The sequence below is a fragment of the Bacillus sp. EB106-02-03-XG38 genome (assembly GCF_058792175.1).
On the sequence record NZ_JBYTED010000002.1, the window covers coordinates 341,975 to 363,424 of the forward strand.

Below are 21,450 nucleotides of genomic sequence, written 5' to 3' on the forward strand. Positions count from 1 at the left end.
TACTCTACCATTCATTTAAAACTCCCTCTCTCTTTCACTCTATGTTCACATAAGGGTCACATCCACCTTTTATAGTAAATGTATCGGAGCTGTTCCTCCCTAATTTATAAGACATTCCCCAGTGTCTTGAACAGCTTCCATCCCTAATTAAATTGACATAAATTGTCCCCTTCCTTAGGCCATCATTTGCGATGGTCTTATTTTTTTGTTTACTCTACCATTCATTTAAAACTCCCTCTCTCTTTCACTCTATGTTCACATAAGGGTCACATCCACCTTTTATAGTATATATATCGAAGCTGTTCCTCCCTAATTTATAAGACATTCCCCAGTGTCTTGAATAGCTTCCATCCCTAATTAAATTGACATAAATTGTCCCCTTCCCTAGACCATCCTATGCGATGGTCTATTTTGTTTTCTAAATAGATTATTTAACTTTTTCTGCTTACTTTAGCAAAGGCAATCTATATTTAAATAGATATCTTTATGCTAAATATTCAGAAAATACTGTCAAAAAAGGTGGTTTTTCGGTACAATTAATTTAGAAAGTAATTTCATAAAAATAAGGAGGGGGTTTTATTGAAACAAACGAAAGCAATCTTAATTGCATTATTTCTCGGTTTAGTTGTCGGACTGACTTTAAATTTGGCTGCACCATCCATTTTTGAACCATTAAATCAATATGTGTTCAATCCACTTGGTCAATTGTTTATACGCCTCATTAAAATGCTAGTTGTTCCTGTTGTATTCATTTCTATCGTACTTGGAGCTGCTGGGCTTGGGGACCCGAAGCAACTTGGAAGAATTGGCTTAAAATCAATTTCATTCTTTCTTGTAACTACAGCCGTTGCCATCTCTATTGCAGTTACATTTGCACTTATTATACAACCAGGATCTGGTGGTAATTTTAAAACCGAAGGGCTTAAATATGAAGGTGCAAAAACCGAAACATCTTTCGTTGATACATTGCTAAATATCGTACCAGATAACCCAGCAAAAGCGATGGCTGATGGAAACATGTTACAAATTATTGCCTTTGCCGTATTAATTGGACTTGGTATAGCTATTTTAGGAAAGCGGGTCCAAGGTATTCATTCATTACTTGAACAGGGCAACGAATTAATGATGTACCTTGTTAATCTCGTTATGAAATTAGCTCCAATCGGAACATTTGGGTTGCTTGCTTCATCCGTTGGTAAAATGGGGCTTGCAGGCGTCGCTGCGATGTTCAAGTATATGATTGTCGTTATGCTAGTACTTATTATTCACGGCGTCTTCGTCTATGGCGGATTATTAAAGGTATTAGCAAAAGAAAGCATTGTCCGTTTCTTTAAACATTTCGGACCAGTAATGGCGATTGGATTTAGTACATCTAGCTCTAATGCATCTCTTCCGTTTGCAATGAAAACCGCACAAGAGAAACTTGGCGTTCCAAAAGCGATAAGTTCTTTTGTACAACCACTAGGTGCAACAATTAATATGGATGGTACTGCTATTATGCAAGGTGTAGCAACTGTATTTATCGCTCAAGTGTACGGCGTTGAACTTACACTGACACAATTAGCTGTCGTCGTATTAACTGCTGTACTAGCTAGTATCGGCACTGCGGGTGTACCAGGTGTTGGGCTTGTAATGCTGACGATGGTTTTAAATCAAGTAAATCTACCGGTAGAAGGTATTGCCTTAATTATCGGTATTGACCGAATTCTAGATATGTCACGAACAGCTGTAAATATTTCTGGTGATGCAATTTGCGCAATGATTGTCGCAAAATCAGAAGAAAAATATAATACAGATCAATCTGCAGCATCTTAAATCAAAAAAGGAGTGAAATGATTCACTCCTTTTTTGATTTACTTCCTTTTTTCGAACGATATTCTTTTCCTTTATTATCATTACCAGTCTCAAATTCAGAACTAAACTCTTGCTGAAATTGACCTGATTTCGGTGAGCCTTGATTTCCGCTCCCTTTACTACCATTACGATTTGTCATATTTCTGCCCCCTTTCTTTACTAGTAGTATGTTACATATTTTCTTTTTTATAATCTTTTACATACGAAAGAAGACCTTCCTCATATAAGGAAAGTCTTCACCTTTACTACGTAAGCGTTTTCTTACTAAAAATGACTTAAATAAGTTTTTTAGAAATAGATATCATTATATTCATTTCTTCTTCTGAAAGCGTAGAAAATCTTTCTTGTAAATATTGTTTTTTCGCACCTTCCATTTTCGCAACTAAATCTTTTCCTTGTTCTGTAATCTCCAAATATACAACTCGTCGATCTGACGTAGAACGTGAACGAGTTACAAAACCTTTATTAATTAATTTTTCTGTAACAGCTGTAATATGACTATTCGACACATTTAACTCATTCGCTACACGTGATACCATTTCTTTATTCGTACGATTCAATATTCTAAGGACGATGAACTCATTCCACGGTATGTAACCACCAAATATTTTTCCGATATCATTACGCAACGTGCGGAACATAGCAAATACATTTGTCGATAGTTCTTCCATTAATTGCTCTCGATTTTGAGACAACTTTGACAGCCCCTTTTATTTCATTTAGTTAAATAAAAACCTTATTAATAATTTTACATGAAATCTTACTTTTTGTCACCTTATTTTCCCGTAATTCGTAGTTTTTTAATATATATTTCATGATACAATAATGTTGAATTTCCAGAAAAAGGAGTTGGAATAATGGGGGAAGAAGACAAGTTTTCTAATCTTAATCTAAAAGGTAAGACTTTGATTATTGGTTTTGCTATTCTATTTCTCATTATATTTTTTGCATTTATATTTTTTGTATATGTAGGAATCTTTCATATTACTGGTGTAGAGTATAGGTCGCGCACTTCCTTACTTCTATTTTTTTTATTAATTACTTTCTTAGACGGTATTATATTTTTCATCTTCGGTTTCTTTAAGGCACTGCTATATCCAATGACACAAAACATGCCAAATTGGCTTTCTATTACTCTTTTCGCAATCATTGAAATTACGCTAGATTGGTTTGTCATACATACCGCCGACGAATGGATAGAAAGCGTACAACTGTCCAACATAGCTGAATTATGTGTCGTACTATTCTTTTTCCTATTAAATAAATTATTAAGCGCCAAGAAAGAGTAAGAATACAAGCTTTTCTATATAAAAATTGGTACAATGAAAACAAATTATACTAAAGAGGTGTTATTTATGAACTTACTACAATGGGCTGATAAAGGTATGTCCTTTGATACATATGTGAATGAAATGAAAGTAAATCAATACGAGCTACTGCACATTTACAATAACTTTTTAATTCCAAATGAGTTACTTCCTGTATTAGAAGAACGTCAAAATGATGGCTGGCGTGTTATCGTATTAACAGCTGATTGGTGTGGTGACGCTCTTTTATGCGTACCTGTTATGAAACGAATTTCTGAAGTTGCAAATATTGAAATGTCATTATTAATTCGCGATGAAAACTTAGAATTAATGGATCAATATTTAACAAATGGAACAGCTCGTGCGATTCCAATCTTTATTTTCATTGATAAAGATGGAAATGAACAAGCCGTTTGGGGACCACGCGCTCCAAAAGTACAAGAGTTAGTAACTTCAATGCGCGCTACATTGCCTGAAAAAGAAGATCCAACATTCGAAGAGAAACAAAAAGAAATGTACGCTAATTTCCGTGCTACATTAGCGGATGATACTTCTCTTTGGGAACATGTAATGGAAAGCATGATGGAAAAAGTAGTAAAATAAAAAAACTGCCGAACTCGGCAGTTTTTTTATTACATAATGAAGAAATAGAATACCGCAGCTAAAATGAAACGGTAGTAAGCAAACGGTGTTAGTTTTACACGAGATAATAATTTTAAGAATGAAACAATTGCAAGCATCGCAACAATGAATGCTGTAATAAATCCTGTTGCAAATAATGGTATATCAGTCGCACTTAATATATCCCAGCTTTTAATTAAATCTAAGCCACTTGCAGCTACCATCATTGGTACTGCTAAAATGAATGTATATTCAGCCGCCGCTGTATGTGACACGCGAGCTAATAAACCACCACTTATTGTAGAACCAGAACGAGAAAATCCTGGCCAAAGTGCTAAACATTGGAACATTCCGATTGTAAATGCTTGCTTATATGTGATTTCATCTAATGTTCTTGCTGTACTTGGCTTTGAAAACTTCTCAGCAACAATCATTAAAATACCACCAGCCACTAAGCTAATGACAACTGGGCCTGGCCCAAATAAAACCTCTTTAATTGTACTATGGAACAATACACCAAGTACGCCGGCAGGAATCATCCCGATAATAATATGTAATAAATTTAACGATGGTCCTTCTGTTACTTTTCCTACACCTACTAAAGACCATAGACGCTTCCAAAATATAACGACAACTGCTAAAATCGATCCCAATTGAATAACAACTTCGAAAACTTTCGCTCTCTCGTCGTCAAATCCAAGTAAATGACCTGTTAAAATCATATGTCCTGTTGATGATACTGGTAAAAACTCTGTTAAACCTTCAACAGCACCCATGATTATTCCAATTAACCAATCAGCCACGAGTAGTGCCTCCTTAATAACAAATATGTAATTTTTCACACCTTATCATAATACCTTATCCCCTTTTAAAGTGCATCTTTTTTTTATTGCTTGTACATGTTGTATACGCGTATTTCTTTTCTATTTTTTGATTAAATTGTATGATAATAAGAGTTTGTTTTTTAGCGGAAAGGGGATTTTATGAAAGAAACTAATTCATTCTCACAAAAATTAAAGCAATTTGTATTACTATTTTTCCCGATTTTCGTTACGCAAATGTCATTATTTGCAATGAGTTTTTTCGATACGACAATGTCAGGACATGCAAGCCCTATTGATTTAGCAGGTGTCGCGATTGGAACAAGTATATGGATTCCAGTTAGTACGGGATTAACAGGAATTTTGATGGCCACTACTCCAATTGTTGCGCAGCTCGTCGGATCTAAGAAAAAAGAGGATGTTCCTCACGTTGTTATACAAGCAGTATATTTAGCTATTTGTGCTAGTTTTGTTGTTATCCTTATCGGATTCTTCGCTGTTTCACCTATTTTAAACGGCATGCGATTAGAAGAGCCTGTGGAACGTATTGCAGCACAGTTTTTAAGTATTATTGCAATTGGAATTATTCCTTTATTTACTTACACTGTTTTACGCGGATTTATTGATGCATTAGGAAAAACTCGTACAACGATGATCATTACATTACTATCATTACCAATTAACGTAGTATTAAATTATGTATTAATTTTCGGTCATTTCGGTTTTCCAAAACTCGGTGGTGTCGGGGCAGCAATTGCTTCTGCAGCAACCTATTGGTGCATTTTAATTATTACCGTTATCATTATTCGTACGAAAGAGCCTTTCGCATCTTTCCATATCTTTAAACAATTATATCGTCCTTCTCTTTCGAGTTGGAAAGAATTCTTAAAACTTGGCGTCCCTATCGGATTCGCTATCTTTTTTGAAACGAGTATTTTCGCTGCGGTAACACTTATGATGAGTAATTTTAGTACGACAACAATTGCAGCTCACCAAGCAGCTATGAACTTCGCTTCCTTGTTATATATGACTCCTTTAAGTTTAGCAATGGCAATGACCATCGCTGTTGGATTCGAAGTTGGAGCAAAACGATATAATAACGCAAAACAATATGGATTTATTGGGATTGGCTTAGCACTTGCATTCGCCCTATTATATTCCATTCTTCTTTACTTCTTTGATGATGTAATTGCTTCTATTTATACGACAGATGTACAAGTTCATCATTTAGCAAAAGAATTTCTTATATTTGCGATTTTATTTCAAATTTCAGATGCAATTGCAACGCCTGTACAAGGGGCTCTACGTGGTTATAAAGACGTAAATGTTGCCTTAATTATGACATTAATCGCTTATTGGGTAATAGGTCTCCCTCTCGGTTACATATTAGCAACGTATACGGACTGGGCAGCAAAAGGATATTGGATCGGTCTTATTATCGGTCTAGCATTTGGCGCCATCTTCCTTCTTGTCCGCCTCTTTCAAGTGCAAAGACAATATACTACAGAAAACCACCGCTCGCGATAGAGGGTGGTTTTCTTTATGCATATTTTTTCTATGAACGTATAACATAATGAAAAAGAAAGGTGGATGTATATGGACGAAAAAGAAAAAAAGCAATCATTCGATGAAGAATTCGCCCCTGAAATTTCACCTGGATATCAGCAAGATGTACATAAGCCACCGAAATATAAAAACACTTCGTTTTTAATGGGTATTACCATCTTTGCTGCTGTATTACTCGTGCTTATCATTTTCGTTTATTTTTGATGGAAGGTGATTTATTATATGAAGAAACAAGATTCCAATCGTTCAAAAAGAACTGTAAAAACAGAAAAAGGGTATGCAGGTGATTCTGTTCTTACTCAGAAACAAGTCGAGCAAGGAAATTTATATATTGCTCAAAAAGAAATTGGTCAACAAAATGAAAACCTTTAGAATCCCTCAAAGAACTGGGGGGTTTTTTTATAACGCTATTTATGGTATTGGTTCATGTTTCCCTTTATTGTACGTACTGTTTTTGTTCTAACACTTTAAATATATTATTAACCTTTACAATTTTCATTTCATAATTCAATTTCATTTCGCTTCTCTTACCATTTTCAGTACCCGCAACGTATGCTACAGCTTTCTAGAGAAAACCTTCATCCATCACTTCACGTATATCCTCGTTTATAAATTTATACTCTAAATCCTGAAAACGATTTGGATAATAATTTTTCATTAATTGCTCATACCCTCTATTTACAAATATTTCTTCACCTTTTCGTTTCACATCTTCTTTATTATGAAACGAAAACACTGATAGTTGCTCTGTCACAAAATGTTCTCCTACCTTTTTCATTTCATTATGAGTTAAAGTTCCTATACTTTTGTTCTGTAACCCCTTATTTAATCCGTACTGATCAATCGGTTTATAGCTAGCGAAAACCGCCTCTTTATATGACCAAAACAATCCAAAAGCGATACATAGAGAAATGATTAATAGTCTTTTCTTCGTAATACTCCCACCCTCCTTTATAATGATAGTTATATTTTAACATATAGAAAGAAAATTCTGATATCATAAAGTGGAATAACTTAACTTTGAAATGAGGAACAATGATGGACTCTTACAAACAATATATAAAAGAAGCTTTGCCTAATCTTTCTATACACTCCTATAAGCAAAATGAAGAAGGGTGGGATAATGTAGCGATTATAGTAAATGATGAGCTACTGTTTCGTTTCCCGCGAAAACAAGAATATGCAATGCGCATTCCGTTAGAAAAAGAATTATGCACACGTCTCTCTTATTCACTACATGAAATTGAGGTTCCACAGTATCACCTATTCTATAGAAAAGATACTGATACTATTCCTTTTTGTAGTTACTATACTCTCATTCATGGTGAACCATTAAAAGCAGACATAGTAATTAAGCTTGAGGATAAAGAACTGAAAATAATTATTACACAATTAGCTACCTTCCTTGCGACCCTACATAGTATTCCTTTAAAACAAGGTACCACGTTAGGATTCCCAGTTGAAAAAACACTTACCTACTGGAAAGAGCTGCAAACTAAGTTAAATCAGTATGTTACTAACAGTCTTACTTCGTTCCAGCAATCATCTTTAAATCGTTTGTTCGAAAATTTCTTTACTTGTATCGATACAACCACTTTTCAAAACACAATTATTCACGCTGATTTTACACATCATCACATTTTATTTGATAACCAACATAAAGATATTTCAGGGATTATCGATTTCGGTGATGCTCAAATGGGAGATCCCGCCTTTGACTTTGCTGGGCTATATTATGATTTCGGGCATGAATTTACTGCATCAGTATATGAACAATACTGTACACTTACTTCACACCATGATCCATTACTCATTCACCGCATCACTACCTTTTATCAGTACAGCCCTTTACTACATAATATTATTTATAACTTTGAAACAAAGAATGAACTTGAATTCCTAGCGAGTATAGAACGACTGAAAGTAATACTACAGGGATGAGATTACATTCTCTCCCTAAGCTCTCTCTCCTCATACACCATTAACTTTTTATCCATTTCAACAATGACTTTATACAGTTGAAATGCCTGTAAAATTTGCAGTTGAATTCCAAAAGGAGCATTCTGTTCTTTTAACCATTGAAATACTTGTATTTCATCTTTCATTGATTATTCCTCCCTTTATTAAAATCTGCTATAAATATACGGTAAATGATGAAAAGCTTTTCATGTCAATAACAAAAAAGGATACAAACTTGTATCCTTTAATGTAAGATATTTTTCTTCTGCTTCGCTTCTTTCTGTACTTCTTCCCTTTGGCATTCACTACGAAACGCACAACTTATACACTCTGAACGAAAATGTCGCTCTGTATAATGCTCTGGTTGCTGCAACATTTCTTTCATTCTAGATAAATCAGCCATTCCAGTTATAATATCTTCCTGTTTTGGAATGTACTCATACTTAGTTCCTTCTATTAAATTAATTACTTCAATTTTTCCTGGAAGAATGCCGAAAGCTTTATAACTAAATACTGTCATTAACTTTTGACAAAGAGCAAGCATTTCCTCATCCGCATCGACAACATACTTTTTAATTACAAACGACTCAGTACTCCACTCACCAACTTCTAATGTCAATGACATGTGGACACCTAGCTCTTCCATATATGTTTGAAATTTTTCATATAAAAATAACGGCGGTATCTGACTATCATCTCTTTCAACAAATTGTAATAAGTGGTCTGTTAGCTTCGCTAACACAATATAATACTCCGTCTTCGAAGCAAACATATTAACCCTTACTTTTTTCCAATACTTTTCTATTAATATTAAAAGTACGATTTTCGTTTGTTGGCCCGCAGGTAGTGTGTAATATTCGTTAATAATTCGATTCACAATCATTTGTGCGATTTGTTGCCATTCAAACGAAGAAGGTTCTCTTCTTTTTATATGACGAAAATAAAATTTATGCGGACAACGCATAAAATCATACAAATGATAATCTGTCATCGTTTTGATTGCGATTTTCTCGTGCACTTGCTCTTCATCTCCCTTCTGCCATTAAGAAAGGTGTTTTACAAATTCAACTCCAAACTGTAAACATTTTTCTACATCTTCATCTTCTGGCGTTAATTCTACTTTTAGTCCTTCTAACACAACTGCGGCTCCGCGCTCTTGTAGCTTTTCTATTAAAATGTCCACCGCCACGCCGTACTTCGGATAAGCTGAATCACATGACCCGAATGCTGCCGCTTTTTTCCCAGTTAAATCAATAGAATCCATTGCGTCATAAAAATCTAAGAAATCATCAGGAAGGTCACCATCTCCCCAAGTGTATGCACCTAAAATAATTCCATCATACTGTTCTAGTATAGAAGCTTCTGGTGAATCCATAATATCAATAACTTCAATTTCATGTTCTGTTTCACGAATCACGCCGGCAATATGATCAGCCATTTCCTCTGTATTTCCACTCATACTTGCAAAAATCATTACTAACTTACTCAACTGAACCTCTCCCTTTACTTTGTATCTCTTTTTCTGTCTGAATGCTCTTCTTCTCATCTACATATTCTGAACGAATTACATTTCGTTGCCATTCCATATGCTGATCAACTTCTTTATTTTTATCTTTTAATCCCCTCCGCAGAAGGTGAAATTTTTTTCTCATTAACATGTCGCATCCATCCTATTGATAATAATTATCAATGTCAACTACTTTTAGATTAATTGACATTGATTATCACTGTCAACAACTATTTTTTAAAAAATGATGAAAATGTACAAGCTTGTCCGTTAGCTATTCATATACTATGAATGAGCATAGTTCTTTCTCAGCCCTCTCTGACGGAAAGAAATAAAAGCAACTGCGATAGAGCGCAGTTGCCTTTTTTTATATCTTTCTATGATTTTAGTAGCCTTATCGCTGTCTCTAAAAATAGTTCCACTCCATAAATTAGCGCTGATTCATCTACATCAAATTTTGGATGATGATGCGGGTAGCAAGTATCTATCTTTTTATTACCAGTCCCTAATTTAATGAAACAACCAGGTGCTTTTCTTAAATATGCTGAAAAATCTTCTCCTCCCATAGAAGGTTCAAGCTTCACAACACGCTCATTCCCAAACAAATGTAGTGCACTTTCTTCTACTACTTTCGTAATATATTCATCATTTATAACCGGATCATATCCATATCGATACGAATATGTATACTCCCCTCCATGTGCTTTTGTAATTCCTTCCACGATTTTCTCAATTTTCTCTTCCGCTTCCACCCTTAACGCTTGATTAAATGAACGAACAGTTCCCATTAAAGTTGCTGTGCTAGGAATGATATTATCAGCTATTCCCCCATGAAACTGCGTAACGGAAACGACTCTTTGCATGAAAGCACTTGTATTTCTTGATACGATATGTTGTAGATTTGTAATAATCTGCGCTCCGATAGCAATTGGATCTATCGTTTCTTCTGGCCTCGCTGCATGCCCTCCTTTCCCTTGAATTTCAACTGTAAATACGTCTGGTGCCGCCATCATCGGTCCATACGCAATTCCAATCTTCCCGCTCTCAAGTCCTGACATAACATGTAAACCTATTACATAATCAACACCATCCATCACACCTGCCTCAACCATTTCTTGACCGCCGCCAGGATACACCTCTTCTGCGTGCTGAAAGAATAGGCGGATTTCACCTGCAAAATCTGCCTTTATATTTGATAGTACTTCTGCTGTACTTAACAAAATAGCGGCGTGAGCATCATGTCCACATGCATGCATCACTCCTTTATTTACAGACATATAAGATTTACTTATCTCCTCTTGAATTGGCAAAGCATCTATATCAGCCCGAATCGCAACTACTTTCCCTTGTTCCGTTCCTCTTTTAATTGCTAGTACACTATACTTCGTCGGTCTCGTTACTTCAAAAGAAGAAAATGAGCATAATGTATCATATATAAATTGTGAAGTTTCTTTTTCATGAAATGATAATTCCGGATGTTTATGAAAATACCGTCTCCATTTCATAATGTTTTCTTCTGAAATAAGATCCTTCCACATCTTCTTCATCAGAAATTCCTCCTTTTACGAAACTTTAACAATTCATACATTAACTATGAAAAACTCAAAAATTCAAACAAATATTACATTCCTATCCATTCTCCCAGACCACTTTTATACATTCACACAATCCACTTCCTATTTACATATCAAACCCATTACAAATTGGTGCTGAATGTAATATAATTGCTAAGTTAGGGATTTTCTTTTTTAGTATTTAGTGCTAATATCAGAAAAGAGCCTTTTGACTTATTTTTACCTAAAATGTGGAATTTTGTTTTTTTCACAATAATGTAGGACATGATACCTACAAAGAGCTATTATTTCATTAAGAGAGGGAAAGACATGGAAAGATTAAAAGAGATATGGTCTCGACCACTCACACAATGGGTTGCAAAGACGGTTTATTACCTTGCAATTTTATTTGCATTACTTTGGTTGTATGGATTCCATGATACAAACACAAGTACATTTATTTACAATGAATTCTAGGGTGGGAACGTTATGAAGTTATTAGAACAAATTGAAAAGTGGGCTATTGAAACGCCTGATCAAACTGCTTTTGTTTGGCGAGATGCGAAAATTACGTACAAACAATTAAAGGAAGATTCTGATGCGTTAGCACATTGGATTTCTTCTGCGTATCCAGATGATCGTTCACCAATTATGGTGTATGGCCATATGCAACCTGAAATGATTATTAACTTTTTAGGATGTGTAAAAGCTGGACATGCTTATATTCCTGTAGATTTATCTATCCCAGCTGATCGTGTACAACGTATCGCTGAAAATTCTGGTGCGAAACTACTTTTATCAGGAACAGAAGTAACTGTAACTGATTTACCAGTTCGCATTGTAAGTGAAGACAACTTAAAAGATATTTTCTTTACTCATAAAGGGAACACTCCAAATCCTGAACATGCGGTAAAAGGTGATGAGAACTTCTACATTATTTACACATCAGGAAGCACAGGTAATCCGAAAGGGGTTCAGATTACTTATAACTGCCTTGTAAGCTTTACAAAATGGGCTGTAGAAGATTTCAACTTACAAACAGGGCAAGTATTCTTAAACCAAGCACCTTTCTCATTCGATTTATCTGTCATGGATATTTACCCATCATTAGTAACAGGTGGTACACTTTGGGCAATCGATAAAGATATGATTGCACGTCCAAAAGACTTGTTTGCTTCTTTAGAGCAATCGGATATACAAGTATGGACTTCAACACCATCTTTCGCAGAAATGTGTTTAATGGAAGCATCTTTCTCTGAGAGTATGCTACCGAACATGAAAACATTCTTATTCTGCGGTGAAGTGTTACCAAATGAAGTAGCTAGAAAATTAATTGAGCGTTTCCCGAATGCAACAATCATGAATACGTACGGTCCAACAGAAGCTACTGTCGCTGTAACAGGTATTCACGTTACAGAAGAAGTGCTTGATCAATACAAATCACTTCCAGTTGGCTACTGTAAATCAGACTGCCGCCTTCTTATTATGAAAGAAGATGGTACGCTTGCACCTGATGGTGAAAAAGGTGAAATCGTAATTGTCGGTCCAAGCGTAAGCGTTGGATATTTAGGAAGCCCTGAATTAACAGAAAAAGCATTTACTATGATTGACGGTGAGCGCGCCTATAAAACAGGCGATGCTGGCTATGTTGAAAATGGTCTTCTATTCTATAATGGTCGTCTTGATTTCCAAATTAAGCTGCATGGTTATCGAATGGAATTAGAAGAAATTGAGCATCACCTTCGTGCGTGTTCTTACGTAGAAGGAGCAGTTATCGTTCCAATTAAAAAAGGTGAGAAATACGATTATTTATTAGCGGTTGTTGTTCCTGGAGAACATTCATTTGAAAAAGAATTCAAATTAACATCTGCAATCAAAAAAGAACTCAATGAGCGATTACCAAACTACATGATTCCACGTAAATTCATGTATCAATCTTCTATTCCAATGACACCAAATGGAAAGGTAGATCGCAAAAAATTATTGAGTGAGGTTACAGCATGACCGCATATGGATCATTTTATTTTTTCGCTATAGTGGGCATTTTATTAATACCTACTATCATAGCTGGATTAAAAGGTAAAATGTTGCGTAAATATAATGCCGTATTAACATTAGTCATGATTGCTATTATCTTCTCGGATAAACCGAAGCAAGCAATTATGTTAGCCGCATTTATTATTTGGCAATATGCCCTGATTAAAGGCTATTTATTATTAAGAAAACAAAATAATAGTACATTCATGTTTTGTATAGCTGTTATTTTATCGATTTTGCCACTTATTTTGGCAAAAATCGCACCATTTGTACCTGAATTGCATTTTATTGTTTTCGCAGGTATGTCTTACGTAACATTTAGAGCTGTACAAATGGTCTTTGAAGTTCGTGATAATTTAATTAAAGAACTTTCCTTCTTTAATTTCTGGGAGTTTGTTTTATTCTTCCCTGCGATTTCAAGTGGACCTATTGATCGTTACCGTAGATTCCAAAAAGATATTCAAAAGCCACCTAGCGCTGAGGAATATCAAAAATTACTATATACAGGGCTTAACCGTATTTTCCAAGGTTTTCTGTATAAGTTTATAATCGCACACTTAATAACAACATATCTTGTTAAGGCCGTATTCGCCAATCAAGATACACTTTTATCTAATGTAATTTTTATGTACGCTACTAGTATGCAGTTATTCTTTGACTTTGCAGGTTATAGTGCGTTCGTAATTGGTATCAGTTACATGATGGGAATTAAAACTCCTGAAAACTTTAATAAGCCTTTCCTTAGTCGTAACATTAAAGACTTCTGGAACCGCTGGCACATGAGTTTATCATTCTGGTTCCGTGATTTTATCTACATGCGTTTCGTCTTTTTTGCAACGAAGAAAAAGTTAATTAAAAACCGTTACACAATTTCGTATATCGGGGCATTTTTAAACTTCTTCATTATGGGAATTTGGCACATCCAAGGAAGCGCTGTTGCACAATATGTTATTTATGGTCTCTATCATGCCGCACTGTTCATTTTATTCGATATTTTTGAACGAAAAAACAAGAAGCATAAGTTTTGGCCAAATAATAAATTTACACACGTCCTTGCGATTGTAATTACGTTCCACGTTGTATGTTTCGGTTTCCTAATTTTCTCTGGACACCTTAACAGATACTTTTAATGCACCCTTCTTATAATTAGTAAGAAGTTGCACATATAATATATTTCGGATATAAAGGAGATTTTAAAAATGGCAGAATTCAAAGAGCAAGTATTAGATATTTTAGAAGAAGTATGTGAAAACGATATTGTGAAAGAAAACTTAGATGTTCAATTATTTGAAGAAGGTATTCTTGATTCTTTCGCTGTAGTATCTTTATTAGTTGAATTCCAAGAGCGTTTAGATATTGAAGTTTCTATTTCTGATTTTGACCGTGACGAGTGGGCTACTCCAAACATGGTTATTAAGAAGTTGGAAGAAATCCGATGAACAAAGCAAAATTTGGTCCGATGCTTTTAGCATTGGCCCTTTTTGCTGTATTCTTACTTATTCCAACGCGCTTCCTACTTCCACTTTTAAGTGATGAAAAAGTAGAACAAGCTGCCACTTCTTTAAAAGAAGAAAAGATTCAAAGTATGATTTTACAGCAAAAGATGTTAGCAGACTCGAAATACCTTCCGATGTATGGATCATCGGAGTTCGCACGTATGGATGCTTACCATCCATCAAATTATTTCAAAGTAAAGCCTGAAGGATTCACACCATTCCTACTTGGACGCGGTGGAACACAAGACCTTGTACATGTATTAAACTTTGCATCTACAATGGATCAATTGAAGGATAAGAAAATGGTATTCGTTCTTTCTCCGCAATGGTTTGTTCCACAAGGGATTGATGAAACACACTTTGCACCTAACTTTTCAAAACAACAAGGTTACCACTTCATTTTCAACGATGATGTAAAACCTGAAATGAAAAAACAAATTGCAAAGCGCTTATTAAACTTTGAGATTGTTAAGAAAGAAACTTTACTTAAAATTTCGCTTGAAGGTATCGTTTACGATGATACAAAGCATAAAGTAAAAGCACTTGCTGCTAAACCTTTCGCTTATATTTATCGTAACATTTTAGATCGCAAAGATTTATTTACAGCAATGTTTGATATTAAACCGCATAAAGAAAAGCTTGACCCTTCATTAAAACAAATGAACTGGGATGAAGCTCGTAAACATGCAGATCAAACAGGTGCAGCAGAATCTGGATCTAATGAATATGGTATCGAAGATGGTTACTTCAATAGCAAAATCAAGAAGAAATTAAAGCAACGTGAAGGCTACTTAAAAAATGATGCTTATGATCAATCGCCAGAATATGAAGATTTACAAATTGTACTTGATTTATTAAAACAATCTGGTGCAAAACCACTCTTCATTTCTGTTCCTGTAAAAGGTCCTTGGTACGATTACGCTGGCTTCCCGAAAGAACGCCGCGAATTGTACTATAAGAAAGTTCATGAGCAAATTGAGAAAGCTGGCTATCCAATTGCCGACTTCTCAAATCATGAGTATGATAAATACTTCTTAAAAGATCATATGCACTTAGGTTGGAAAGGCTGGGTTTATATCGATGAAGCCGTCCAACAATTTTATAAAGCAAACTAATGAAAAGACCGCTTGAATTATTCAAGTGGTCTTTTTCTATATACATTTGGTAATTGTTCAATTACATTATCTGCTTCTTTCATCACTCGCTCCACAACATGCTGAGCTGATTCTATTCGTGCTAATGATGAAGCTTGTCCTGCCCAAAGTGACATATATTTTCCTTTATTATGTTTTGCTGCTTCTTGACGTATTTTAGAGGTTAATACATTTTGTACGGGATACATTGGAAGCCCTTCTTCTTTCCCTTCATGCTTCTCTATAAATTCATTACGAATACCCCGTGCATATTTCCCGGAAAACGCACGAGTCACAGTTGTACTTGTATCTGTACTACGTAAAACCGCTTGTTTATATACATCATGCGTAATACTTTCTTCACTCGTTAAAAAAGCAGATCCCATTTGAACAGCTTCTGCCCCCAGTGTAAATGCCGCAACAAGCCCTTGTCCGTTCATTACACCACCCGCTGCTACAATTGGGATATGCGGGACTGCTGCTACTAACTGCGGAATTAATGCGAACGTCCCAATCATAGCGTCCTGTTCTTTTCCGATAAATGTCCCTCTATGTCCTCCTGCTTCGCTACCTTGACCGACAATAATGTCTACTCCTAATTCAGCAAGCACTTTCGCCTCTGCCACATGAGTAGCTGTTCCGATGACTTTTATTCCTCTTCTTTTTAAGTCATTTATTTCTTCTTTTTCTAACGTTTGAAATGCAAAGCTAACGACTGGCACGTTTTCTTCTACTAACACTTGTAATTGATCTTTATAACTTTTTGGAAGCTTTAACTGCTCTTCTTCCTCTATACCGAATTCTCTATTCACTCCGCTAAGTAATCTTTTTGCCAAGATTACCTTCTCTTCTTCTATCTGTATCTCTTTCGTTAACAGTAAGTTAACACCGAAAGGCTTATCCGTTCGTTCCCTTATTTTATAAATTGCGTCACGAATTTGTTCAGGGCTCATATAGCCTGCTCCAAGCGTTCCTAATCCTCCGCTATTACTTACAGCTGCAACAAGTTCTGGCGTCGTAATCGCACCTGCCATACCTGCTTGAATGATTGGATACTTAATTTGTAATATATCTAATACTCGACTTGTAAACATCAATTCTCCTCCTATTCCCCTTATATCTTCTTTATTTGACAAACTTTCCCCTTCTTTTACAAGGGTTGAACTTCCTATGAAGCGAATATATTGAAAGTGAAGGAGGCTGAAAACAATGATATATCCAAAAGCGTTACAACAAGGTGATACAGTAATGATTATTGCACCGTCCGGCCCACCAACAATTGAAAATGTATTAAAAGGTGTAAACGTACTACAAGAAATGGGGTTATCTGTAGTAATCGGAAAAAGTGTTTATGAGAAATATGGATATTTAGCTGGAAGTGATCAAGTTCGGCTCGATGATATACATGAAGCTTTTTCAAATCATGAAGTAAAGGCCATTTTTTGTGCACGAGGTGGTTACGGAAGTGCCCGTCTCCTCCCTCACATTCAATATGAAATCATTAGGCAAAATCCAAAAATCTTTTGGGGATATAGCGATATTACAGCTTTACATACTGCCTTTTCACGTTATGCAAAGCTCGTTACTTTTCATGGCCCAATGGTGGAAGAGTTAGGTAAAGGGGTAGATTCTCTTTCTTTATCTTCTTTCAATCAACTATTTCATCCGTATTCCACCATCTTATCTGCTTCAGAATGTATCGTACCTACCTCTTCCTGTACTGTTACAAGCACGTTGACGGGAGGGAATTTAACTGTATTAACGAGTATAATTGGCTCACCCTATGAGACAAATACGGCTAATAAACTTTTGCTCCTTGAAGATATTGGAGAAGAACCATATCGCATTGACCGTATGTTAAATCAGCTACTTTTATCTGGAAAATTCAATGAATGTAGTGGTGTTATTTTTACAAGTTGTCACAACTGTACCCCTTCTAAACCATCTCAATCATTACAAACAATACTATATGAATATTTCGCACCATATCATATACCTGTTCTATTCGGTTTACCGATCGGTCATATAAGCCCAAACATCGGGATTCCTCTTGGAGCTACAGCGACAATAAATACAAATAATAAAACACTCTCTATTTCCGCTGGCATAGCCACTCCATTTTCAAATTAAAAAGGAAAAGCGATTCCGCTTTTCCTTTTATTTATAATAATTAAAAATTCGTCCAGATGCGATATCTGCAATTTCTTCTGGAATAAATGTTTTACTAATATCAGTGCCAACATTTAATACTGCTGTAGCATCTTTCTCAATGCTACCAAATAACTCTTTCCCACGTATCGTAATAAGGGGCGTTCCTTCTGGCAACACATCTTTTACAAATTCCATTTGTGTAAAGAACGGAACGATCCATCTATCCTCTCCTTGGAAATGACGCAAACGAAGTATTCCTTCTGTTGCCCCGTCCTCTGCTTCTAATGAACCAGCAACATAAAACTCAGTAGATAAGAGCAATTCATAAAATTCCTTTTGCTTCTGTTTATCGTTCCCTGCTACAACAAGTACTTCTTCTATTCTCTTTACCGGAATTTGCTCCATATGATGCCACCCCTATTTCTAAATGATTGTACTTAGATTATACGAAATATTCTTATTTTTTTCTACATAATTCGCAATTATTTTCGTAAAATAATTTTAACACTTCTTTTGTCATCATAATTGTAGCAAACTCTTCATGTAAATTTACAAGTGTCATATTGTGAATGTCTTCTGCACTATACTCTTTACCATCTTGACCTTTACGGTTAAAAGTAGCCGTTGCATCACTCACTACATACGTTGTAAATCCTAAATTTCCTGCCATTCGTGTCGTAGTCTCTACACAATGATTTGTCGTTAATCCTACAACCACTACTGCATTGCATTTGTTCTCTCTTAATCGCTTTTCTAAATTTGTCCCAATGAATGCGCTGTTAACAGATTTCTGAATAACCACTTCATCTGATAGTGGCTGCACTTCTTCTTTAAAGTTTACCGTTTCCGTTCCCTCATAAAACATCGACTGAGCATTTTCTTTATTTACATGTTGAATATGAAAAACTGGTCGTTTTCTTTTTCTCCATTCTTCTAATAAAATTCTCATGTTTTCTTCAGCAAAAAGGTTATTTCTCTCGCCCCAGTATGGTAATTGAAACGCTTTTTGTACATCAATTATAATAAGAGCTATTTGATTCATCATCATTTTCTCCTTCATTCGGCTGTAATTGAAACAGAAAACCAAGTTGTTGTGACGCAGTCATAAAACAAATATAAGCACAAAGCTCTACAATTTCTTTTTCCGTCCAGTATTGTTTCAATATATGAAACATATTATCATCTATCGCTTGCTTATTATGAACAAATGTATGTGCAAAAGTAACGGCTACACTTATTTCTTCTACCTTCTGCATATCATCAGGCCTTCCTTTTGCCATACAGTACGGACATTCATTCCCATAAGCTAATGTTCTTCTTACTTGCTCCTTCAGCTCTGCCGAGAGAGTTCCTTTACTATACAATGTATTCTCTACCATACTCCATGAATGTAATAACTCTGGATTATGCCCTAATAACTTTTGAAACTTTGTATCTCCTATATTTGATAATGAAATTCTCTCCATCATTTCCCCTCCTATTTCCTTCTGTTTTATTGTAAAATAAATAAAGTTCACTTCACATTTCATATGAATCTTAATTTATATTTTTCCTTTACAAAAATCATTATTTTACTGGAGGTATATTTACAAATGCAACTAGACCGTGTTGATCGAAAAATTTTAAATGAATTATATAATGATAGTCGCCTGTCCATGCGCGAATTGGCAAAGCGAGTAAACTTATCTGCTCCATCTACTGCAGAACGTGTTCGTAAACTGGAAAGTGAAGGCGTGATTCAAAAGTACACAATCGATATCGATTATAAAAAAGCAGGACTTGTTTTAGATTGTATTTTAGAAATCACTTTAAAAAATGGTGATACAACACGTATGCAACAGTTTATTCAGTCTTATCCATCTGCAAGTTTTTGTTACCGCGTAACAGGGAGCTTATGCTACATTGTAAAAATTTCTGTTCCTTCACTCGTTGAACTTGAAGAATTTATCAATAATGTTTCCTCATATGCAACGACAGTTTCTCATATCGTATTATCAGAAGTATCTCTTACTCCTGATATTGAACATATCTTCCCAGAAGATTAATTAATTTTTATTCATAAAATATAAAAAAACCCCTTACAATAAGAATAAAAATAATATATTATGTATTAAAATACATAAAGTTCTAGAAAGGGGCTTTACATTGAAAATCTGGTTTTATGAAAAAACGGCACAATTAGATGAATTGCTTGGTATTTGGGATAATGTTCCGACTATCCCTCGAATTGGTGAAAAAGTGGAGATTTTAAAAACAGTCCGCACTGTTACAGATATTAAATATGTAAAGAACGGTAATAATTTTCGTGTAGAAATTATTACAAATTAAAAAGTAGCTCCTAAGGAGCTACTTTTTAATTATCTATCAAGCACTTTCTTTATCACAATTTTATCTCCTTCTACAGATACTGTTACATAATCATTTTCCTCTAACCGAAGCTTATTCACAGCCTCATCTGGCAGCTCTACAGCCATCAACCTATCTGTTACGAACACTTGACTATACTCTTCATTTTCTTGTAATGCACTCACTACTTTTTCCTCATTTATAAAGCGCATCGGCGGCACACCAACTTCTTTTACTGTACGCCATTGTTTCCAAACGTAAGGAATTAACCAAAGTAATCCAACACCTGTAAGACCGATACCGATCCATAAATTACTTTGCGCTTGTAATTCAGGAATTGAAATGGCACTACTCTCTTCGCCACCGACAAATTGCATACTTGTTGCAATGAAATTATTTAGAGCGTGCACAGCGATATTCGTCCATATATTTTTCGTCTTTATGTATAAAAGACACATTACAACACCAAACATGAACGCGCCAATCACATCAAAATGTCCTAGACCAAAAATAAGTGAAGATATGATTACAGCTTTTTTAATTCCCCATTTGTAAGCCATTCGCTGTAAAAAGAATCCCCTAAAAATAACCTCTTCCATAATAGGTGCTAACACACACGCTGAAATAAAAGTAAATATCGTCATATATACGTTACTCGTGTTAATAACATTTCCGTCTTCTAACATAGTAACTAAGAAATTCGGTAACGTATGTGCTAATATGTAAAATTGAATATGAGATATACCAACTGAAAAAATCATTCCCATTATCGTTGCTAATACAATTAATCCCCACGGTAAACGTCCTGGCTTATCAAAAAAACTATTGAATACAACATTATTTTTATTGGTTTTTACGTATAACCAAAATAACGGAAATACAAAAAATATAGTTATTTGTGAAATAACTTCCATCGTATTCTCAGAAACATTTGCTAGACTTAATGGGATCATCGTAAGGAACAATCCTATAATCATCCATCCAAAAAAGCTGCGTAGTCTTATGCGTGAAAATGCATAGTACATATAGAACACCTCCAAAGATAGTAAAAATAATTGGTGTGATAATTAAATTATAATATGAATATAGTTGAAATTCT

General features: G+C 35.1%; 28 protein-coding genes and 1 pseudogene. 15 read left to right on the forward strand and 14 right to left on the reverse strand.

The genetic code is table 11. From position 1 onward, the window contains the following. The first annotated feature begins 579 nt into the window (after positions 1-579). Positions 580-1,815 carry a dicarboxylate/amino acid:cation symporter gene (locus tag AC3WTI_RS11040; protein ID WP_087958023.1) on the forward strand — a complete coding sequence of 412 codons (1,236 nt, stop codon included), beginning with the start codon at positions 580-582 and terminating at the stop codon, positions 1,813-1,815. 22 nt (positions 1,816-1,837) lie between these two features. Here AC3WTI_RS11040 and AC3WTI_RS11045 read toward each other — a convergent pair whose 3' ends face one another. Continuing rightward, on the reverse strand, positions 1,838-1,993 hold the full coding sequence (locus AC3WTI_RS11045; RefSeq protein ID WP_042982698.1) for a hypothetical protein: 156 nt from the start codon (positions 1,991-1,993) through the stop codon (positions 1,838-1,840). A gap of 136 nt (positions 1,994-2,129) precedes the next feature. Beyond that, complete coding sequence (locus tag AC3WTI_RS11050) at positions 2,130-2,549, reverse strand: MarR family winged helix-turn-helix transcriptional regulator (protein ID WP_000081439.1); 420 nt, start codon at positions 2,547-2,549, stop codon at positions 2,130-2,132. 162 nt (positions 2,550-2,711) lie between these two features. Between AC3WTI_RS11050 and AC3WTI_RS11055 the strand changes: the two genes are divergently transcribed. Next, positions 2,712-3,143, forward strand: a complete 432-nt coding sequence (locus AC3WTI_RS11055) for a YrvL family regulatory protein (protein ID WP_087958021.1) — start codon at positions 2,712-2,714, stop codon at positions 3,141-3,143. Positions 3,144-3,176: 33 nt separating this feature from the next. Then, entirely contained in the window at positions 3,177-3,764 is a 588-nt protein-coding gene (locus tag AC3WTI_RS11060; protein ID WP_142286626.1) for a thioredoxin family protein, read from the forward strand. A 29-nt stretch (positions 3,765-3,793) separates the two neighbouring features. Here the strand turns inward: AC3WTI_RS11060 and uppP are convergent, their stop codons facing one another. Continuing rightward, positions 3,794-4,585, reverse strand: a complete 792-nt coding sequence (gene uppP, locus AC3WTI_RS11065; RefSeq protein ID WP_087958019.1) for a bacitracin resistance undecaprenyl-diphosphatase — start codon at positions 4,583-4,585, stop codon at positions 3,794-3,796. Positions 4,586-4,765: 180 nt separating this feature from the next. On the opposite strand from uppP, the gene AC3WTI_RS11070 reads away from it, so the two are divergent. The 3 genes from AC3WTI_RS11070 to AC3WTI_RS11080 all read left to right on the forward strand — a co-directional run bounded on the left by AC3WTI_RS11070 (position 4,766) and on the right by AC3WTI_RS11080 (position 6,541). After that, a complete protein-coding gene (locus AC3WTI_RS11070) occupies positions 4,766-6,130 on the forward strand; it encodes an MATE family efflux transporter (protein WP_087958017.1) in 1,365 nt (454 codons plus the stop codon). A gap of 69 nt (positions 6,131-6,199) precedes the next feature. Next, a complete protein-coding gene (locus AC3WTI_RS11075; RefSeq protein ID WP_087958015.1) occupies positions 6,200-6,373 on the forward strand; it encodes a 2-isopropylmalate synthase in 174 nt (57 codons plus the stop codon). A gap of 18 nt (positions 6,374-6,391) precedes the next feature. Further along, entirely contained in the window at positions 6,392-6,541 is a 150-nt protein-coding gene (locus AC3WTI_RS11080; protein WP_000743738.1) for a hypothetical protein, read from the forward strand. A 64-nt stretch (positions 6,542-6,605) separates the two neighbouring features. Here AC3WTI_RS11080 and AC3WTI_RS11085 read toward each other — a convergent pair. Beyond that, positions 6,606-7,124 (reverse strand): annotated as a pseudogene (locus tag AC3WTI_RS11085) (biotin transporter BioY). 83 nt (positions 7,125-7,207) lie between these two features. Here AC3WTI_RS11085 and AC3WTI_RS11090 point away from each other — a divergent pair. Next, a complete protein-coding gene (locus AC3WTI_RS11090) occupies positions 7,208-8,110 on the forward strand; it encodes an aminoglycoside phosphotransferase family protein (protein WP_087958013.1) in 903 nt (300 codons plus the stop codon). 2 nt (positions 8,111-8,112) lie between these two features. Here AC3WTI_RS11090 and AC3WTI_RS11095 read toward each other — a convergent pair whose 3' ends face one another. The 5 genes from AC3WTI_RS11095 to AC3WTI_RS11115 all read right to left on the reverse strand — a co-directional run bounded on the left by AC3WTI_RS11095 (position 8,113) and on the right by AC3WTI_RS11115 (position 11,182). Then, positions 8,113-8,274 (reverse strand): hypothetical protein, encoded by a 162-nt coding sequence (locus AC3WTI_RS11095; RefSeq protein WP_087958012.1) that lies wholly within the window; start codon positions 8,272-8,274, stop codon positions 8,113-8,115. A 98-nt stretch (positions 8,275-8,372) separates the two neighbouring features. Further along, positions 8,373-9,146 (reverse strand): hypothetical protein, encoded by a 774-nt coding sequence (locus AC3WTI_RS11100; RefSeq protein WP_087958011.1) that lies wholly within the window; start codon positions 9,144-9,146, stop codon positions 8,373-8,375. Between the two features lie 24 nt (positions 9,147-9,170). Then, positions 9,171-9,617: a flavodoxin gene (locus tag AC3WTI_RS11105; RefSeq protein ID WP_087958010.1), complete on the reverse strand. Its 447-nt coding sequence runs from the start codon at positions 9,615-9,617 to the stop codon at positions 9,171-9,173. After that, a complete protein-coding gene (locus tag AC3WTI_RS11110; RefSeq protein WP_000929012.1) occupies positions 9,610-9,786 on the reverse strand; it encodes a hypothetical protein in 177 nt (58 codons plus the stop codon). Before AC3WTI_RS11110 ends, AC3WTI_RS11105 begins: the two co-directional genes overlap by 8 nt. A gap of 226 nt (positions 9,787-10,012) precedes the next feature. Further along, positions 10,013-11,182 carry a M20 metallopeptidase family protein gene (locus AC3WTI_RS11115; RefSeq protein ID WP_087958008.1) on the reverse strand — a complete coding sequence of 390 codons (1,170 nt, stop codon included), beginning with the start codon at positions 11,180-11,182 and terminating at the stop codon, positions 10,013-10,015. A 336-nt stretch (positions 11,183-11,518) separates the two neighbouring features. Between AC3WTI_RS11115 and AC3WTI_RS11120 the strand changes: the two genes are divergently transcribed. The 5 genes from AC3WTI_RS11120 (at position 11,519) to dltD (ending at position 15,836) form a co-directional block, all read left to right on the forward strand. Continuing rightward, the gene (locus tag AC3WTI_RS11120) at positions 11,519-11,665 is read left to right on the forward strand and encodes a teichoic acid D-Ala incorporation-associated protein DltX (RefSeq protein WP_000440293.1); all 147 of its coding nucleotides are present in this window, start codon (positions 11,519-11,521) and stop codon (positions 11,663-11,665) included. 12 nt (positions 11,666-11,677) lie between these two features. Further along, complete coding sequence (gene dltA, locus AC3WTI_RS11125; protein ID WP_087958006.1) at positions 11,678-13,192, forward strand: D-alanine--poly(phosphoribitol) ligase subunit DltA; 1,515 nt, start codon at positions 11,678-11,680, stop codon at positions 13,190-13,192. Beyond that, positions 13,189-14,355: a D-alanyl-lipoteichoic acid biosynthesis protein DltB gene (gene dltB / locus AC3WTI_RS11130; RefSeq protein ID WP_000127926.1), complete on the forward strand. Its 1,167-nt coding sequence runs from the start codon at positions 13,189-13,191 to the stop codon at positions 14,353-14,355. The genes dltA and dltB overlap by 4 nt, the downstream gene beginning before the upstream one ends. A gap of 69 nt (positions 14,356-14,424) precedes the next feature. Then, a complete protein-coding gene (gene dltC / locus AC3WTI_RS11135) occupies positions 14,425-14,664 on the forward strand; it encodes a D-alanine--poly(phosphoribitol) ligase subunit DltC (protein WP_000807310.1) in 240 nt (79 codons plus the stop codon). Continuing rightward, positions 14,661-15,836 (forward strand): D-alanyl-lipoteichoic acid biosynthesis protein DltD, encoded by a 1,176-nt coding sequence (gene dltD, locus AC3WTI_RS11140; RefSeq protein ID WP_048526833.1) that lies wholly within the window; start codon positions 14,661-14,663, stop codon positions 15,834-15,836. The genes dltC and dltD overlap by 4 nt, the downstream gene beginning before the upstream one ends. Before the next feature lie 17 nt (positions 15,837-15,853). On the opposite strand, the gene AC3WTI_RS11145 is transcribed toward dltD, so the two are convergent. After that, positions 15,854-16,948, reverse strand: a complete 1,095-nt coding sequence (locus AC3WTI_RS11145) for an NAD(P)H-dependent flavin oxidoreductase (RefSeq protein ID WP_097840620.1) — start codon at positions 16,946-16,948, stop codon at positions 15,854-15,856. Between the two features lie 115 nt (positions 16,949-17,063). Here AC3WTI_RS11145 and AC3WTI_RS11150 point away from each other — a divergent pair, with 115 nt between their 5' ends. Beyond that, positions 17,064-17,984, forward strand: coding sequence for a S66 peptidase family protein (locus AC3WTI_RS11150; protein ID WP_087958002.1), 921 nt, complete (start codon positions 17,064-17,066; stop codon positions 17,982-17,984). A gap of 27 nt (positions 17,985-18,011) precedes the next feature. Here the strand turns inward: AC3WTI_RS11150 and AC3WTI_RS11155 are convergent, their stop codons facing one another. From AC3WTI_RS11155 to AC3WTI_RS11165, 3 genes are read right to left on the reverse strand one after another with little or no spacing between them, the layout of a single operon-like run. After that, positions 18,012-18,410, reverse strand: a complete 399-nt coding sequence (locus AC3WTI_RS11155) for an SseB family protein (protein ID WP_087958001.1) — start codon at positions 18,408-18,410, stop codon at positions 18,012-18,014. Between the two features lie 52 nt (positions 18,411-18,462). After that, positions 18,463-19,050: a cysteine hydrolase family protein gene (locus AC3WTI_RS11160; protein WP_142305807.1), complete on the reverse strand. Its 588-nt coding sequence runs from the start codon at positions 19,048-19,050 to the stop codon at positions 18,463-18,465. Beyond that, a complete protein-coding gene (locus AC3WTI_RS11165; RefSeq protein ID WP_142305808.1) occupies positions 19,019-19,534 on the reverse strand; it encodes a carboxymuconolactone decarboxylase family protein in 516 nt (171 codons plus the stop codon). Before AC3WTI_RS11165 ends, AC3WTI_RS11160 begins: the two co-directional genes overlap by 32 nt. 63 nt (positions 19,535-19,597) lie before the next feature. Between AC3WTI_RS11165 and AC3WTI_RS11170 the strand changes: the two genes are divergently transcribed. Beyond that, positions 19,598-20,050: an Lrp/AsnC family transcriptional regulator gene (locus AC3WTI_RS11170; protein WP_087957996.1), complete on the forward strand. Its 453-nt coding sequence runs from the start codon at positions 19,598-19,600 to the stop codon at positions 20,048-20,050. 100 nt (positions 20,051-20,150) lie between these two features. Beyond that, the gene (locus AC3WTI_RS11175) at positions 20,151-20,333 is read left to right on the forward strand and encodes a DUF3913 family protein (RefSeq protein ID WP_030024226.1); all 183 of its coding nucleotides are present in this window, start codon (positions 20,151-20,153) and stop codon (positions 20,331-20,333) included. 29 nt (positions 20,334-20,362) lie between these two features. Here AC3WTI_RS11175 and AC3WTI_RS11180 read toward each other — a convergent pair whose 3' ends face one another. Beyond that, the gene (locus AC3WTI_RS11180) at positions 20,363-21,376 is read right to left on the reverse strand and encodes a CPBP family intramembrane glutamic endopeptidase (protein ID WP_097840623.1); all 1,014 of its coding nucleotides are present in this window, start codon (positions 21,374-21,376) and stop codon (positions 20,363-20,365) included. Positions 21,377-21,450: the final 74 nt, after the last annotated feature.

Excerpts from the sequence above, each read along its gene's own strand:
- AC3WTI_RS11055 (WP_087958021.1), top strand. The coding sequence starts at position 2,712 with ATGGGGGAAGAAGACAAGTTTTCTAATCTTAATCTAAAAGGTAAGACT.
- dltC (WP_000807310.1), top strand. The coding sequence starts at position 14,425 with ATGGCAGAATTCAAAGAGCAAGTATTAGATATTTTAGAAGAAGTATGT.
- AC3WTI_RS11045 (WP_042982698.1), bottom strand. The coding sequence starts at position 1,993 with ATGACAAATCGTAATGGTAGTAAAGGGAGCGGAAATCAAGGCTCACCG.
- AC3WTI_RS11095 (WP_087958012.1), bottom strand. The coding sequence starts at position 8,274 with ATGAAAGATGAAATACAAGTATTTCAATGGTTAAAAGAACAGAATGCT.
- AC3WTI_RS11155 (WP_087958001.1), bottom strand. The coding sequence starts at position 18,410 with ATGGAGCAAATTCCGGTAAAGAGAATAGAAGAAGTACTTGTTGTAGCA.
- AC3WTI_RS11150 (WP_087958002.1), top strand. The coding sequence starts at position 17,064 with ATGATATATCCAAAAGCGTTACAACAAGGTGATACAGTAATGATTATT.
- AC3WTI_RS11080 (WP_000743738.1), top strand. The coding sequence starts at position 6,392 with ATGAAGAAACAAGATTCCAATCGTTCAAAAAGAACTGTAAAAACAGAA.
- AC3WTI_RS11120 (WP_000440293.1), top strand. The coding sequence starts at position 11,519 with ATGGAAAGATTAAAAGAGATATGGTCTCGACCACTCACACAATGGGTT.
- dltA (WP_087958006.1), top strand. The coding sequence starts at position 11,678 with ATGAAGTTATTAGAACAAATTGAAAAGTGGGCTATTGAAACGCCTGAT.
- AC3WTI_RS11160 (WP_142305807.1), bottom strand. The coding sequence starts at position 19,050 with ATGATGAATCAAATAGCTCTTATTATAATTGATGTACAAAAAGCGTTT.
- AC3WTI_RS11165 (WP_142305808.1), bottom strand. The coding sequence starts at position 19,534 with ATGAAATGTGAAGTGAACTTTATTTATTTTACAATAAAACAGAAGGAA.
- AC3WTI_RS11090 (WP_087958013.1), top strand. The coding sequence starts at position 7,208 with ATGGACTCTTACAAACAATATATAAAAGAAGCTTTGCCTAATCTTTCT.
- AC3WTI_RS11115 (WP_087958008.1), bottom strand. The coding sequence starts at position 11,182 with ATGAAGAAGATGTGGAAGGATCTTATTTCAGAAGAAAACATTATGAAA.
- AC3WTI_RS11070 (WP_087958017.1), top strand. The coding sequence starts at position 4,766 with ATGAAAGAAACTAATTCATTCTCACAAAAATTAAAGCAATTTGTATTA.
- dltD (WP_048526833.1), top strand. The coding sequence starts at position 14,661 with ATGAACAAAGCAAAATTTGGTCCGATGCTTTTAGCATTGGCCCTTTTT.
- AC3WTI_RS11075 (WP_087958015.1), top strand. The coding sequence starts at position 6,200 with ATGGACGAAAAAGAAAAAAAGCAATCATTCGATGAAGAATTCGCCCCT.
- AC3WTI_RS11180 (WP_097840623.1), bottom strand. The coding sequence starts at position 21,376 with ATGTACTATGCATTTTCACGCATAAGACTACGCAGCTTTTTTGGATGG.
- AC3WTI_RS11145 (WP_097840620.1), bottom strand. The coding sequence starts at position 16,948 with ATGTTTACAAGTCGAGTATTAGATATATTACAAATTAAGTATCCAATC.
- AC3WTI_RS11170 (WP_087957996.1), top strand. The coding sequence starts at position 19,598 with ATGCAACTAGACCGTGTTGATCGAAAAATTTTAAATGAATTATATAAT.
- dltB (WP_000127926.1), top strand. The coding sequence starts at position 13,189 with ATGACCGCATATGGATCATTTTATTTTTTCGCTATAGTGGGCATTTTA.
- AC3WTI_RS11060 (WP_142286626.1), top strand. The coding sequence starts at position 3,177 with ATGAAAACAAATTATACTAAAGAGGTGTTATTTATGAACTTACTACAA.
- AC3WTI_RS11110 (WP_000929012.1), bottom strand. The coding sequence starts at position 9,786 with ATGTTAATGAGAAAAAAATTTCACCTTCTGCGGAGGGGATTAAAAGAT.